This window comes from Caulobacter sp. ErkDOM-E, from assembly GCF_048541895.1.
Lineage (GTDB): Bacteria > Pseudomonadota > Alphaproteobacteria > Caulobacterales > Caulobacteraceae > Caulobacter.
Genome location: NZ_CP183331.1, coordinates 3,854,324 through 3,868,919, shown reverse-complemented (window position 1 = coordinate 3,868,919; position 14,596 = coordinate 3,854,324). Strand labels below are relative to the sequence as shown.

At 68.0% G+C, this 14,596-nt stretch carries 13 protein-coding genes; 8 read left to right on the top strand and 5 right to left on the bottom strand.

The features are described from left to right. The first annotated feature begins 121 nt into the window (after nucleotides 1-121). Genes pstC through phoB form a run of 5 tightly spaced genes read left to right on the top strand, consistent with a single transcriptional unit; the run spans nucleotide 122 to nucleotide 5,167 of the window. A complete protein-coding gene (gene pstC / locus ACN2C7_RS18905; protein WP_419319015.1) occupies nucleotides 122-1,564 on the top strand; it encodes a phosphate ABC transporter permease subunit PstC in 1,443 nt (480 codons plus the stop codon). Continuing rightward, on the top strand, nucleotides 1,557-2,864 hold the full coding sequence (pstA, locus tag ACN2C7_RS18900) for a phosphate ABC transporter permease PstA (RefSeq protein ID WP_419319014.1): 1,308 nt from the start codon (nucleotides 1,557-1,559) through the stop codon (nucleotides 2,862-2,864). The genes pstC and pstA overlap by 8 nt, the downstream gene beginning before the upstream one ends. A 50-nt stretch (nucleotides 2,865-2,914) precedes the next feature. Continuing rightward, nucleotides 2,915-3,757: a phosphate ABC transporter ATP-binding protein PstB gene (pstB, locus tag ACN2C7_RS18895; protein WP_419319013.1), complete on the top strand. Its 843-nt coding sequence runs from the start codon at nucleotides 2,915-2,917 to the stop codon at nucleotides 3,755-3,757. 13 nt (nucleotides 3,758-3,770) lie between these two features. Continuing rightward, nucleotides 3,771-4,460 (top strand): phosphate signaling complex protein PhoU, encoded by a 690-nt coding sequence (gene phoU, locus ACN2C7_RS18890; protein ID WP_419319012.1) that lies wholly within the window; start codon nucleotides 3,771-3,773, stop codon nucleotides 4,458-4,460. Nucleotides 4,461-4,474: 14 nt separating this feature from the next. Then, entirely contained in the window at nucleotides 4,475-5,167 is a 693-nt protein-coding gene (gene phoB / locus ACN2C7_RS18885; RefSeq protein ID WP_419319011.1) for a phosphate regulon transcriptional regulator PhoB, read from the top strand. A 160-nt stretch (nucleotides 5,168-5,327) separates the two neighbouring features. Here the strand turns inward: phoB and ACN2C7_RS18880 are convergent, their stop codons facing one another. Together ACN2C7_RS18880 and ACN2C7_RS18875 are read right to left on the bottom strand one after the other, a co-directional pair. Next, nucleotides 5,328-5,618: a hypothetical protein gene (locus ACN2C7_RS18880; RefSeq protein WP_419319010.1), complete on the bottom strand. Its 291-nt coding sequence runs from the start codon at nucleotides 5,616-5,618 to the stop codon at nucleotides 5,328-5,330. A gap of 79 nt (nucleotides 5,619-5,697) precedes the next feature. Beyond that, complete coding sequence (locus ACN2C7_RS18875; protein WP_419319009.1) at nucleotides 5,698-5,964, bottom strand: hypothetical protein; 267 nt, start codon at nucleotides 5,962-5,964, stop codon at nucleotides 5,698-5,700. A 1,212-nt stretch (nucleotides 5,965-7,176) separates the two neighbouring features. Here ACN2C7_RS18875 and purD point away from each other — a divergent pair. From purD to ACN2C7_RS18860, 3 genes are all read left to right on the top strand, one after another. Beyond that, nucleotides 7,177-8,460, top strand: a complete 1,284-nt coding sequence (gene purD / locus ACN2C7_RS18870; protein ID WP_419319008.1) for a phosphoribosylamine--glycine ligase — start codon at nucleotides 7,177-7,179, stop codon at nucleotides 8,458-8,460. Nucleotides 8,461-8,684: 224 nt separating this feature from the next. Continuing rightward, complete coding sequence (locus tag ACN2C7_RS18865) at nucleotides 8,685-9,761, top strand: phosphotransferase family protein (RefSeq protein ID WP_419319007.1); 1,077 nt, start codon at nucleotides 8,685-8,687, stop codon at nucleotides 9,759-9,761. Nucleotides 9,762-9,765: 4 nt separating this feature from the next. Continuing rightward, complete coding sequence (locus ACN2C7_RS18860) at nucleotides 9,766-11,055, top strand: amidohydrolase family protein (protein ID WP_419319006.1); 1,290 nt, start codon at nucleotides 9,766-9,768, stop codon at nucleotides 11,053-11,055. A 131-nt stretch (nucleotides 11,056-11,186) separates the two neighbouring features. On the opposite strand, the gene lpxK is transcribed toward ACN2C7_RS18860, so the two are convergent. The 3 genes from lpxK to ACN2C7_RS18845 are packed head-to-tail and all read right to left on the bottom strand — an operon-like array spanning nucleotide 11,187 to nucleotide 14,451. Next, nucleotides 11,187-12,194, bottom strand: a complete 1,008-nt coding sequence (lpxK, locus tag ACN2C7_RS18855; protein WP_419319005.1) for a tetraacyldisaccharide 4'-kinase — start codon at nucleotides 12,192-12,194, stop codon at nucleotides 11,187-11,189. Further along, a complete protein-coding gene (locus tag ACN2C7_RS18850; protein ID WP_419319004.1) occupies nucleotides 12,191-13,447 on the bottom strand; it encodes a 3-deoxy-D-manno-octulosonic acid transferase in 1,257 nt (418 codons plus the stop codon). Before ACN2C7_RS18850 ends, lpxK begins: the two co-directional genes overlap by 4 nt. Further along, nucleotides 13,444-14,451 carry a cation diffusion facilitator family transporter gene (locus ACN2C7_RS18845; protein ID WP_419319003.1) on the bottom strand — a complete coding sequence of 336 codons (1,008 nt, stop codon included), beginning with the start codon at nucleotides 14,449-14,451 and terminating at the stop codon, nucleotides 13,444-13,446. The genes ACN2C7_RS18850 and ACN2C7_RS18845 overlap by 4 nt, the downstream gene beginning before the upstream one ends. Between the last annotated feature and the right edge of the window lie 145 nt (nucleotides 14,452-14,596).

The window sequence follows — 14,596 nt, the reverse complement described above, 5'->3', positions numbered from 1 at the left end:
TCTTTAAACTGTCACTGAAACGTCGCATAAGCACAGCGCCGGGCGGGCATAGCTCCCGCCGGGCGGGACGACGCGTTGGGCGTCGTCATCGCAACCTCTCGCGCAAGACCCCGCCGCACGCATGCTGACCTGGCTCTCGCTCCTGTTTCTGGCGCTGTTTTCCGGCATCGCCTTCATGCTCGGCAAGCGCCGTGCCGTGGCCAATGCCGGCGGCGCCAAGCGCGTCCTGCATTCCCTCCCTGGCTACTATGGCAGCTACGCCGCCCTGTGGGCCGGCGCGCCGGCCGCCTTGCTCCTGCTGCTGGGCGCCATGTTCGGCGACCGGGTCGAGGACGCCATGCTGCAAGCTCAGCGCCCGGCGATCCTGCAGACCCAGGATGTCGATCGCCAGGCGGTGTTCTTCAGCGACGCCCAGGCCATCGCCCAGGGCATCTCGCCCAGCGAAATCGCCTATGAGGGCGAACTGAAGGTCGCCCTCGACGCCAAGGTCGCCGAGGCCCGCCGCATCGACGCCCTGATCCGCTACAGCGTGCTGGGCCTGGCCGGCGTCGTCGCCCTGGCCGGTTTCCTGCTGGCCTTCCCCCGTCTTTCCGCCGACTTCCGGGCTCGCAACAAGGTCGAGGGCTGGGTTGGCGGCCTGCTGATGACCTGCTCCATCCTGGCCGTCCTGACCACGCTGGGCATCGTGCTGTCGCTGGTCTGGGAAAGCTGGCGCTTCTTCCAGAGCGTCTCGCCGCTGTCGTTCCTGCTGGGCACCGAGTGGAGCCCGCAGATCGCCATGCGCGAAGACCAGGTGGCTTCGGAAGGCGCATTCGGCGCGGTTCCGCTGTTTGCCGGCACCTTCCTGATCATGATGATCGCCATGGCCGTGGCCGCTCCGGTGGGCCTCTACTCGGCGATCTATCTCTCCGAATATGCCAGCCGCCCGGTGCGCTCGACCATCAAGCCGCTGCTGGAGATCCTGGCCGGCGTGCCGACCGTGGTCTACGGCTTCTTCGCCGCCCTGACCGTGGGTCCGCTGTTCCGCGCCGGCTTCAACGCCCTGGGCGCCACGATGATCGGCGGCCCGCTGGACGGCGTCGGCCAGTACCTGATGGAAGTTCAGAACCAGATGGCCCTGGTGGCCGGGGTGGTGATGGGCATCATGCTGATCCCGTTCGTCTCCTCGCTGTCGGATGACATCATCAACGCCGTGCCCCAGGCGCTTCGCGACGGCAGCTATGCGATGGGCGCCACCAAGTCCGAGACCGTCAAGAAGGTGGTCCTGCCCGCCGCCCTGCCGGGCATCATGGCCGCCATGCTGCTGGCCGTGTCGCGCGCCGTCGGCGAGACCATGATCGTCACCATGGCCGCCGGCCTGCAGGCCAAGCTGACCGCCAATCCGCTGGACACCGTCACCACCGTGACCGTCCAGATCGTCACCCTGCTGACCGGCGACCAGGAGTTCGACAGCCCCAAGACCCTCGCGGCCTTCGGTCTGGGTCTGACCCTGTTCGTCGTCACCCTGGGTCTCAACATCATCGCCCTGCGCATCGTCCAGAAGTATCGGGAACAGTATGACTGACGCCGCCGCCCCCGCTGGTTCGGTTCGCGCCCCGCAGACCGACGCCCAGATCGCCATGGAAGCTCGCCTCAAGAAGCGCCACCGCGCCGAGACCTGGTTCAAGGCCCAGGGCCTGATGGCCATCACCATCGCCATGATCTTCCTGGTGGTGCTGGTCGGCCGCATCGTCGGCCAGGGCTACACCACCTTCCAGACCCACACGCTGAGCGTGCCGGTCTATCTGAACCCCGAGCGCATCGACGTCGCCGACCTCGAGGGCGTCAATTATGACTACATCGTCGCTGAAGCGATGATGAAGAAGCTGGGCGTGGTCGATGACGACCTGGGTCTGGTCTCGGGCAAGGTGATGGATCTCACCTCGCGCGACCTGGGCTTCCAACTGCTCAACCAGCTCAAGGCCGACAAGTCGCTGATCGGCAAGACCGTCACCGTCACCGGCCCGTTCAAGGCTGACGCCGACCTGTACTACAAGGGCGAGATCAAGCGCTCGACCGTGCAGGAAGACCGCAAGCTGGACGACCAGCAACTGGACTGGCTGGACCAGCTCGAGAAGGACGGTTCGGTCAAGTCGGGCTTCAACTTCGCCTTCTTCACCAATTCGGACTCCACCGAGCCGGAACAGGCCGGGGTGCTGGGCGCCGTGGTCGGCTCGGCCATGATGCTGCTGATCACCGCCCTGATCGCCGTGCCGATGGGCGTGATGGCCGCCGTCTATCTGGAAGAGTTCGCCCCGAAGAACCGCTGGACCGACGTGATCGAGGTCAACATCAACAACCTCGCCGCCGTGCCGTCGATCGTTTACGGCCTGCTGGGCCTGGCGCTATTCATCAACTGGCTGCATGTGCCGCGCTCATCGCCGCTGGTCGGCGGCCTGGTGCTGGCCCTGATGGCCCTGCCCACCGTGATCATCGCCACCCGTTCGGCGCTGAAAGCCGTGCCGCCCTCGATCCGCGAAGCCGCCCTGGGCGTCGGCGCGTCCAAGACCCAGACCGTCTTCCACCACGTGCTGCCGCTGGCCATGCCCGGCGTGATGACCGGCGCCATCCTGTCGCTGGCCCACGCCCTGGGTGAAACCGCGCCGCTGCTGATGATCGGCATGGTCTCGTTCGTGCCCGGCGTGCCCGAGGGCTTCACCGGCGCCGCCACCGTCCTGCCCGTGCAGGTGTTCATCTGGGAGAACGCTTCGGAGCGCGCCTTCCACGAGCGCACCGCCGGCGCCATCATCGTCCTCCTGGTCTTCATGATCGTCATGAACGCCGCGGCCGTTATCCTGCGCCGCCGCTTCGAGCGTCGCTGGTAGAATTCATGATCCTGAACCCCTCCGCCCTTCCCCTCGTCCAGGGACACGCCATGACCACCCGCAGCCCCGACGATTCGGTCTCAGCGCCCGTCATCAAGACGGCCTCGATGCAGACCTATCCCGCCGCCTCGACGCACGAGATCAAGATCCGCGCCAAGGACGTCAACGTGTTCTACGGCGACAAGCAGGCCTTGTTCGACGTCAACATCGACATCCCCGGCAAGTCGGTCACCGCCTTCATCGGCCCGTCGGGCTGCGGCAAGTCGACCTTCCTGCGCTGCATCAACCGCATGAACGACACCATCCCGACCGCCAAGGTGTCGGGCGTGATCGCCATCGACGGCAATGACGTCAATCTCAAGAGCGTCGACCCCGTGGTCCTGCGCTCGCGCGTCGGCATGGTGTTCCAGAAGCCCAACCCGTTCCCCAAGACGATCTTCGAGAACGTCGCCTACGGCCCGCGCATCCATGGCCTGGCCAGCGGCAAGGCCGAGCTGGAAGCCATCGTCGAGAGCAGCCTCAAGAAGGCCGGTCTCTGGAACGAGGTCGCCGACCGCCTGCACCAGCCCGGCACCGGCCTGTCCGGCGGCCAGCAGCAGCGCCTGGTCATCGCCCGCGCCATCGCCGTCGGTCCCGAAGTGATCCTGATGGACGAGCCCTGCTCGGCCCTGGACCCCATCGCCACCGCCCGCATCGAGGAACTGATCGACGAGCTGCGCAACCAGTTCTGCATCGTCATCGTCACCCACTCGATGGCCCAGGCCGCCCGCGTTTCGCAGAAGACCGCCTTCTTCCACCTGGGCAAGCTGGTCGAGAGCGGCACGACCGAGGAGATGTTCACCAATCCTCGCGACAGCCGCACGCAAGACTACATCACCGGCCGCTTCGGCTAGGGACGACCACGACATGACCGAGCATACCGTCAAATCCTACGGCGAAGAGCTGAACCACCTCACGGCCGAGGTCACCCGCATGGGTGGCATGGCCGAGGCCCAGATCGCCGACGCCGTCGAGTGCATCGCCCGCCGCGACGCCCCCCTGGCCCAGCAGGTCGTCGCGCGCGACGAGCGCCTGGACGCCCTGCAGGGCGAGATCGAGCGCAAGGCCTTCAAGCTGATCGCCCTGCGTCAGCCGATGGCCGTGGACCTGCGCCACGCCGTCGCCGCGCTGAAGATCTCGATGAGCCTGGAACGCTGCGGCGACATGGCCAAGAACATCGGCAAGCGCGCCCTGATCCTGACCGACGCCGAGCCCATGACCGCCCTGACCCGCTCGATCGAGCGCATGGGCAAGCTGGTCGAGGGCCGTCTGAAGGACGTGCTGGACGCCTACAGCGCCTCGGACCTGGAACGCGCCAACGGCGTGTGGAGCCGCGACGAAGAGGTCGACGAGCACTACAACGCCATCTTCCGCGAACTGCTGACCTACATGATGGGCGATCCGCGCACGATCAACGCCTGCGCCCATCTGCTGTTCGTGGCCAAGAACCTCGAACGTATCGGCGACCACGCCACCAACATCGCCGAGATCATCCACTTCGAAATCACGGGCGAGGAGATCATCTCCAAGCGTCCCAAGCTCGACACGCCGCGCTAAAGGAAACCCTGGCTTTGACTCCGTATGTTCTTGTGGTCGAGGACGAGGACGCCCTGGCCACCCTCCTGCACTACAATCTCGACAAGGAAGGCTATCAGGTCGGCCTGGCCGGTGACGGCGAAGAAGCCCTGACCATGGCCAGCGAGCGCGCCCCCGACCTGGTGATCCTTGACTGGATGCTGCCCAAGGTCTCGGGCATCGAGGTCTGTCGCCGCCTGCGCGGCCGGGCCGAGACGCGCAACGTGCCGATCATCATGCTCACCGCTCGCGGCGAAGAGAGCGACCGGATTCGGGGGCTCGACACCGGCGCCGACGACTATGTGGTCAAGCCGTTCTCGATGGTCGAACTGACCGCCCGCGTCCGCGCGGTGCTGCGCCGCATCCGTCCGGGCCTGGCCGACGACCGCATCACGGTCGGCGACATCATCATCGACCGCGTCGCCCACCGCGTGAAGCGCCAGGGCAAGGAGGTCCATCTGGGCCCCACCGAGTTCCGCCTGCTCGACTATCTGATGCAGCACCCCGGCCGGGTGTTCAGCCGCGAACAGCTGCTGGACGCGGTGTGGGGCTCGGACGTCTATGTCGAGGCGCGGACGGTGGACGTCCACATCGGCCGCCTGCGCAAGGCGCTGAACGGCTCGGCGGACGGCGACCCGATCCGGACGGTGCGTTCGGCGGGGTATTCGCTGGATGTTGAGGCGGCTTAGCCGCTTCCTTCTCCCCTTGCGGGAGAAGGTGGCCCCGGCGAACGCCGGGGTCGGATGAGGGGTTGAAAACCCTATCCGGAAAGTCCCGCGCGACCCCTCAACCGGCCCTTGCGGGCCACCCTCTCCCGCAAGGGGAGAGGGAAGGCGAGAGCTGGCTGCTTCAATAGTCCATCCGTAATTTCATCTCCGGATGGTCGAGAAGCCACTGCACACTGCAATGAAGCGGCTTGGGGTCTTTGGCCGAGAAAATCACGGATCGCCATTCGTCTTCCTCTGCTGGGCCGCGCGCCGCGCGAACCAGCCCACACCGTTTCGCAGCTTGCTCGAAGGCGGCTGCGCTTGCCGCCGGTCCCTTCACAGACAGGGTGCCTTCGTCAGGAGACGACGCTGAGCCTTGGCAAGCTGTAGCGCCGAGCAGCGACACGATTGCTAGGCAATGTAGCGGTTTCATCTGACGCTCCTGATTGGGGCCAACAATCAGACATTCGGAACGTCCGCGGGTGGGGCGCAGATGTTGGCTTTGGGTATGATCAGAGATCCGGATTTCTGTTGATAAAGTGCGTGATCGCGTCCGAGATCGTCTGCTTCCATTCGTCCGGCTGCGTTGGCAGTTCAGTGAGAAAATATTCCAGCATGCTCTGAGGGGCGATCAGCTCATCTGAGCCAAACTCCTCGTCGCCACCGACGCAGTTAACGAAGGCAATCCACACTGCATTGGATTCCAGATTTCGGAAACCGACGTAACGGAAGGCCACGTCTGCACCCGCCCGAGCCCAGACAGCGATCTCTTCAAACATGCTTCGCTCCTAACGCCGCGCCCTTGGATAGCTGAGATGACGAAAGTCAGCCATGGGTTTGCAACCCGACGCCCCCGCGTCGCGCCAAGCCTTACATCTCTTGGAGGCTGCAGCGTGCCGGTCTGTCCAGGTCAGTCAAGGCCCGGTCTGCGACCGGCCGCTCTGCGGCGGCCCGGAGGGCCGGCCTTGAGTGACCTGGACAGACCGGCGATCGTCTCGCCGTGAGATGTAAGGATGGCTCCCTCCGGCGCGGAGGCGGCTTCGCGCTCAGAACCCACAATCCTCCGTCATCCCGGGACTTGTTCCCGGGACCCATTCGTCCGCCTCACGGGCGGCGCAGGGGTGATCGACGGCGGGGCGGCTGAACCCTGTCATCCGGGGGACAACAAGCCCCGGGATGACGGGGTTTGGTGGAGGCGGCGACTTCACGGCCTGTAATACCAGGAGCACAACCCTTCCCCCTTTGATGGGGGAAGGGCAGGGATGGGGGTGACACCGCCGGACGGTTTCACGGAGGCGGAGCCCCATCCTGAAACTCTGTCACCCCCATCCCCAACCCTTCCCCCATCAAAGGGGGAAGGGGGCAGGTTCGCGCCCGGCCTCTATCCCCGTGCGAGCACGGGGATAACCGCCCCTCCACCCCAGCAAATTCAACGCCCTAACCCTACCACCCAGCGTCACGATCCAAAATCGACGCAGCCCCCTCCAGAACCCCCGCATACTACCTCTCGTCCCGCCACTGGGGAGGCCGTCCAGCTGGCGACCTGACGGGTGGCGGGGGCGGTTGTGCGGGTCGCGCCCGTCAGTCGTCGTCGAAGGCCCGGTGGGGTCTGGCGGAGCGGATCGGTCCTTGCGGGGCCCGAACGTGATGAAGCCGGATCCGGACCACCGGGAACACCCTTTGGCGACGCCTGCATGGGCGCTCCAGGCGCGGGCTGAAATCGCCCGCGCGGTCCGGAAGGGTCGCTTCCCTTCCGCCCGCCTGGGGCCTCTTTCGGGAGCGGGTTAAAACCCCGCGCCCCGAGGGCTCATCGGATAACAGCCGCGCGGAGCGCTCCGGCCACGGCCGAAACGGTACTCCTCTACAACTCCATCCGGGCCTGGCCCGGACGCTCCGCCGCCTCCCCACTTGCCGGTGAAAACCGGCGAGGATGCGAACCCGTGCGCGGGGCGCCTTGACCCCGCCGCCCTCTGGTTCCACACCCCGGCCTCATGGAAAAGCTGAACATCCTCCTCGTCGGGTCCGGCGGGCGCGAGCACGCCCTGGCCTGGAAGATCGCGCAATCGCCGCTGTGCGGACGCTTGGTGGCCGCGCCCGGCAATCCGGGCATGGCCGCGGTCGCCCAGCTGCGCGCCGTCAAGGTGCTGGACGTCGAGGGACTGGTCGCCCTGGCCCAGGAGATCGCCGCCGACCTCGTGGTCGTGGGCCCGGAATCGGCGCTGGAGGTCGGCCTGGCTGACCGCCTCGCCGAAGTCGGCATTCCCTGTTTCGGCGGCAGCCAGCGGGCCGCGCGGCTGGAGACCTCCAAGGCCTTCACCAAGGACTTCTGCGCCCGCCACGACCTGCCCACGGCGGCCTATGGCGTGTTCACCGACGCCGCCTCGGCCAGCGCCTTCCTGGATACGCTGGCCGCCCCCTTCGTGATCAAGGCCGACGGCCTGGCCGCCGGCAAGGGCGTGGTGATCGCCGCCGACCGGGCCCAGGCCGACGCCGCCGTGCTCGACATGCTGGGCGGGCGGTTCGGAACCGCCGGGGCCCGCGTGGTGATCGAGGAGTTCATGCACGGCGAGGAAGCCTCGCTGTTCGCCATCTGCGACGGCAAGACGGCCATGCTGTTCGGCGCCGCCCAGGATCACAAGCGCGCCTATGACGGCGACGAGGGTCCCAATACCGGCGGCATGGGCACCTATTCGCCGCCGCCGGTGCTGACCGACGCCCTGGTCCGTCAGGCCTGGATCGAGCTGATCGAGCCGACGGTCAAGGGCATGGCCGCCGAGGGCAATCCCTATGTGGGCGTGCTGTATGCCGGCCTGATGCTGACGCCGACCGGGCCCAAGCTGGTCGAATACAATGCCCGCTTCGGCGATCCCGAATGCCAGACCCTGATGCTGCGTCTGCAGAGCGACCTGGTGCCGCTGTTGCTGGCCGCCGCCAAGGGCGAGCTGGCCGGCGCGGCCAAGCCGGTGTGGCGCGACGAAGCGGCGATCTGCGTGGTGCTGGCGGCTGAAGGCTATCCCGACGCGCCGGTGACCGGCGGCCGGATCCAGGGCGCCGACGCTGATTTCGGCGCCGGGGTCGTGGTCTTCCACGCCGGCACGTCCCGCGAGTTCGAAGGACGGCTGGTGGCGGCCGGCGGCCGGGTGCTGAATGTCTGCGCCCTGGGCGCGACCCTGCTTGAGGCGCGTGAGGCGGCCTATGCGGCGCTGCAGACCATCAGCCTGCCGGGCGGGTTCTATCGCCGCGATATCGGCTGGCGGGCGCTGGGGCAGAGCTAGCTTGATCACTCGCCCCCACCTGACCGCTTCGCGGTCGTCCGCCCCCGGAGGGGGCGGATGAATTCATCTTCCCCCTTTGCTCCCCTTCGGGGGAGCTGTCGGCAAAGCCGACTGAGGGGGTGGGGGGGAAGACGGCTGCGCAGCAGCCCGTAGGGGGCAAGTGGCTTGCGTCGGCGGAGCCACCCTCTAAACTCCCGTTCAAACAAGCGTTGGGGAGAAATCGCATGGCTGAAGCCGAGTCCGCCCAGGATCTGAATTCGGGCACCAAGCCGGTCGATCCGCGCCATGCGATCGACGAGGGCAAGCTGGCGTCGTGGCTTGCGGCCCATGTCGAGGGCTTCACTGGTCCGCTGGAGGTTCGCCAGTTCAAGGGCGGCCAGTCCAACCCGACCTATCAGCTGGTCACCCCGACGAAGAAATACGTCCTGCGCCGCAAGCCGCCGGGCAAGCTGTTGCCCAGCGCCCACGCGGTGGACCGCGAATTCAAGGTGATCTCGGGCCTGAACAAGGCCCACTTCCCCGTCGCCAAGGCCTATGCCCTGTGCATGGACGAGGACGTGATCGGCACGATCTTCTACGTGATGGACAATGTGGAAGGCCGTATCCTGTGGGACGGCACTCTGCCCGACTATCAGCCGGCCGAGCGCCGGGCGATCTACGAGGCCGAGATCGACACCCTGGCCGCCCTGCACATGGTGGACTACGCCGCCGTGGGCCTGGCCGACTATGGCAAGCCGGGCAACTACTTCACGCGTCAGATCGACCGCTGGACCAAGCAGTACAAGGCCTCCGAGACGACCAATCTCGAGGACATGAACAGGCTGATGGCCTGGCTGCCGGGCTCGGCGCCCGAGGATGATCGCACCTCGATCGTCCATGGCGACTATCGCCTCGACAACATGATCCTGCACGCCACCGAGCCGCGCGTGGTGGCGGTGCTGGACTGGGAGCTGTCGACGCTGGGCAATCCGCTGGCCGATTTCAGCTATTTCCTGATGAACTGGGTGATGCCGTCCGACCAGCGCGGCGGCCTGTCGGATATCGACGACCTGGAAGCCTATGGCGTGCCGACCATCGAGCAGGCCGTGGCCCGCTACTGCAAGGCCACCGGCCGCGACGGCCTGCCCAATCTGGACTGGTACTTCAGCTACAACCTCTTCAGACTGGCCGGCATCTGCCAGGGCATCGTCGGCCGCGTCCGCGACGGCACCGCCGCCAGCGCCCATGCGCAGACGATGGAAGCGCGCGTGCCGGTGCTGGCCAGAGGGGCCTGGACCTTTGCGCAGAAGGCGGGGGCCTGAGACCTTGATGCGTAAACTGTTCGCGGGCGTCTGCGCCCTGGCTGTGACCGGGGCGCTGTCTGGCGCCGCCTGCGCCGAAACCCTGTTCGTCCAGGCCGGCAAGCTGCTGGCCGATCCGGCCACCGGCAAGGTCGAAACCGCCAAGACCCTGGTGCTTGACGGCGGCAAGGTCGTCCGCATCGTCGACGGCTATGTCTCCGAGCCGGGCGGTCGCGTGGTGGACCTCAAGGACAGCTTCGTCCTGCCGGGACTGATCGACAGCCACGTCCACCTGACCGGCGAGCAGAACCCCAATGCGCGGCTGGAAGAAGTCACCCAGTCGTCGGCCGACCAGGCGATGGTCGGGGCCGGCTATGCCCGCAAGACCCTGATGGCCGGCTTCACCACCGTGGCCGATCTGGGCGCTGACAACGCGGCGATCTTCGCGCTGCGGGCGGCGGTCAAGCGCGGCGACGTGATCGGGCCGCGCATCCTGGCCTCGGGCTCGGCTGTGTCGATCCATGGCGGCCACGGCGACGTCAACGGCTTCAGCGAAGAGGTCATGCACGCCCTGCGGCCGGGCTCGGTCTGCTCGGGCGCCGACGATTGCCGCCGGGCCGTGCGCGAGCAGGTCTGGCGCGGGGCCGACATCATCAAGATCACCGCCACCGGCGGGGTGCTCTCGAATACGGCGGCCGGCCTGGCCCAGCAGTTTTCGGGCGCCGAGCTGGAGGCCATCGTCGACGCCGCTCACCGCATGGGCCGCAAGGTCACCGCCCACGCCCACGGTGTCGACGGCATCAACGCCTTCCTGAAGGCTGGCGGCGACAGCATCGAGCACGGCACCTATCTCGACAACGAGAGCATCGCCCTGTTCAAGAAGAATGGCGGCTATCTGGTGCCGACCCTGATGGCCGGCGATTTCGTCTATCGGGTGGCCTCGGGTCCCAAGAACTTCCTGACCCCCGCCCAGACCGCCAAGGCGCTGGACGCCGGTCCCAAGATGCTGGCCATGGCCCGCCGGGCCCACGAGGGCGGCGTCAAGATCGCCTTCGGCACCGACACCGGGGTCTCGGCCCACGGCGACAATGCCGGCGAGTTCGCTCTGCTGGTCAAGGCGGGCCTGACCCCGCTGGAAGCCATCCAGACCGCCACCGTCAACGCCGCCGCACACTTCGACCTCTCGGCCGAGATCGGCTCGCTGGCCCCCGGCAAGGCCGCCGACCTGATCGCGGTCAAGGGCGACCCGCTCACGGACGTGACCGTGCTGCAGAGCGTGACGTCGGTGATCAAGGGCGGGGCTTTGGTGAAGTAGGGCATAGACGCTGCTCCCCCTCTGGGGGAGCTGTCGCGGAGCGACTGAGGGGGCTCATGCGGCTCAGGCCAAGCTGGCCCCCTCCGGCCCTTTGGGCCACCTCCCCCTGAAGGGGGAGGATCTTCGGCCTTCTACAAACCCGCCTTCGTCAGCACCGCCGCCAACGCCGCCTCGTCCTCGAACCGGGCCCGCACCGGCCATGGCGTGACCTTGGCGCGCCAGGCCGGCGACAGTCGCACCCAGTCCTTTTCGGTGGTGACCAGACCGGCGTCGAACAGGGCGGCGCGGTCGGCCAGCATCTTCAACGTGCCTTCGTCATAAACCCCATGATCGGGGAACGGCGCGAAGTCGACCAGCTTGCAGCCGGCGGCCAGCAGGGCGCGCTCGACCTTCCACGGCTTGCCGATACCGGCGAACCCCAGCTGGGGACCCTGCGGCGGACGGCCAACTGGCTCCAGCCGGGCAATCAGCACCGGCGTTTGGCCAAACAGGGCCAGCAGGGCGGGATCGGCGGCGGGCAGGTCGGCGGGCAGCAGCAGCACCACGGCGTCGGCCCGGGCCAGTCCGACCTTCAGCGGCTCGCGCATCGGCCCGGCCGGGAACACCTTGCCGTCACCGAACGGCCACTCGTCATTGCGGGTCTCGCCGTCGACCACGATCAGCGACAGCGCCTTGCGGACGTCCGGATTCTGATGGCCGTCGTCCATGACGATAGCCTGGGCCCCGGCCGCCGAAGCGGCGCGGGCTCCGGCCACCCGGTCGCGGGCGATCCACATCGGAAAGTCCTGGGCCAGCATCAGCGGCTCGTCACCGACATCCAGGGCGGTGTGGCGCGCGCTGTCGACCCGGGTCGGACCCTTGTCCTTGCCGCCATGACCCCGGGCCAGGCCGTGGGCCTGGAGGCCGCGCTGGCTCAGGGTCAGCAGCAGTTCGCGAACGATCGGCGTCTTGCCGGCTCCGCCGACCGTGACATTGCCGACGCAGATCACTCGCGCGCCGATCTCGCTGCCCGGACCCTTGGCGATCCGCCGGGCGGTCGCGGCGGCCCAGACCCACGACAGCGGGGTCAGCAGGGCGCGGGTGACCGGCGAGGGACCGCCCGACTTTACGTACCACCAGCGGGGCGTCGACAGCTTCATGGGACAAGCTCGATGATGCGGGCCAGGCCGGCGCGGGCCTCGGCGTCGCGGGTCTCGACAAAGGTCGCCGCGCGCTGGGCCCGGAGCTTGCCGGCGGCGGGATCGGCCAGGGCGGCGGCCAGGCGTTCGGCGAGCACGCTCTCGTCGGCCAGGGCCATGCCGTCGATGGCGGACAGCTCGGCATAGGCCGTCAGCCAGTTCTCGACATGCGGACCCGAAAGGATCGGACAGGACAGCCGCGCCGGCTCCAGCGGATTGTGGCCGCCGATGCCGGGAACCAGGCTGCCGGCGACCAGGGCCAGATCGGCCAGCCGGAACCACAGGCCCAGTTCGCCCAGGGTGTCGGCGACCATGACCTGAGCCGGCGCCGCATGGGGATCGGCGCTGCGCAGGTTGGCGGCCAGGCCGCGCGTCCTCGCCATCTCGACGATGGCTGGACCGCGCTCGACATGGCGGGGCGCGATGACCAGGCGCGGCTGGCCGGGCAGGGCGGCGAAGGCGTCCAGCACGATCTCGTCCTCGCCCGGATGGGTGCTGGCGGCCAGCACCAGGGGCTGGCTGGCGAAGCGGGCCTTCAGGCGGGCCAGCTCGGCGTCGTCGGCGGGCAGGGGCGCGGCGCCGAACTTCAGGTCGGCCTCGCCGGTCACGGTTCCGCCCAGGCTGGCGAAGCGGCCGGCGGCCCGGCCGTCCTGGGCCAGGATCAGGTCGAAGCCGGAAAACAGCCGGTGGGCCGCGAACGGCCGCATCCGCCAGCCGTCGAAGCTCTTGTCCGACAGCTTGGCCGAGACCAGGGCCAGCCGCGTCCCCGCCGCCTTGGCGGCCAGCAGCAGGTTGGGCCACAGCTCGCTCTCGACGAAGACGGCCAGGTCGGGCCGCCAGTGGCCGATGAAACGCTCGGCCCCGCCGGGCGTATCGACCGGCACGAACTGGTGGATCACACCCTTGGGCAGCCGCTGGGCCAGAAGTTGCGCCGAGGTCACGGTGCCAGACGTCACCAGCAGGGCTGCGTCCGGCCGCTCGGCCCGCAGGCGTTCCACCAGCGGCAGGATCGACAGGCTCTCGCCGACGCTGGCCCCGTGCAGCCAGACCAGTCGACCTTGCGGGCGCGGCAGGGCTGGCCGGGCCAGGCGCTCGTTCAGGCGGGCCGGATCTTCCTTGCCCTTGGCGGCCCGGCGCTTCAGCAGCAGGGGCGCGAAGGGCTCCAGCGCCGTCGTGGCGACGCGGTAGAGGGCGAGCGAAAGCGGAAGGCTCACACCACGTCCGCTGGCGCCAGGCGGCAGGCATGGGGGCCGGCGCTGTGCTCGATCTGCACCGTGGCGTGGCCGATCTTGAACTGGCTGTTCAGCGCCGCGCAGACCTCTTGCAGGAAGTCGTCGTGATCCTCGCCGACGGGGCGGACCACGTGGGCGGTCATGGCCGTCTCGGTCGTGCTCATCGCCCAGATGTGCAGGTCGTGCACCTCGACAACGCCCGGCCGGGAGGCCAGCCAGTCGCGGACCTTGGCGGGGTCGATGCCGCGCGGAGCGGCATCCAGGGCCATGTCCAGCGAGTCGCGCAGCAGGCCCCAGGTGCCCAGGACGATCACGGCGACGATCAGCAGGCTGGTCACCGAGTCGATCCATAGCCAGCCGGTCAGCATCATCAGCAGGGCGGCCAGCACAACCCCGGCCGACACAGCGGCGTCGGAGGCCATGTGCAGGAAGGCGCCGCGGGCGTTCAGGTCATCCTTGGAGCCGCGCATGAACATCAGGGCGGTGGCGGTGTTGATAACGATGCCGATGGCCGCGACGATCATCACCGGCCCGCTCTCGACCGGAGTCGGGGCGGCGAAACGACGGATGGCTTCCCAGGCGATGGCGCCGGTGGCGGCCAGCAGCAGGGCGGCATTGGCCAGCGAGGCCAGCACCGTGCCCTTGCGCAGGCCATAGGTGTGGCGACCACTCGGCGCGCGCTTGGCCAGCGTCGCCGCCCCCCAGGCCAGGATCAGGCCCAGAACGTCCGACAGATTGTGGCCGGCGTCGGCCAGCAGGGCCAGGGAGTGCGTAAAGAGGCCCGCCGCGAACTCGACCAGCACAAAGCCAAGGTTCAGCGCGGTGCCGATGGCGAAGGCGCGGCCGAAGTCCTTGGGGACGTGATGGTGATGGCCGTGCCCATGCCCATGGCCGTGCGAATGGCCATGCCCGTGGTCGTGAGCGTGGTCATGTCCATGAGCGTGATCATGGTGATCGTGCGAGTGGCCCGAATGGTCGTGCGGCATGGCCCTACATCCCACCATGGGCGGGTCGGATCAATGTTTCCCATCATCCGATCTTCCCGGCGAAGGCCGGGACCCAGATTCATCCGGGAAGTTTGGGGCTGATGCGCCTTCGGTCCGAACCACGGTCGCCGAGGTTTGCGTGCTC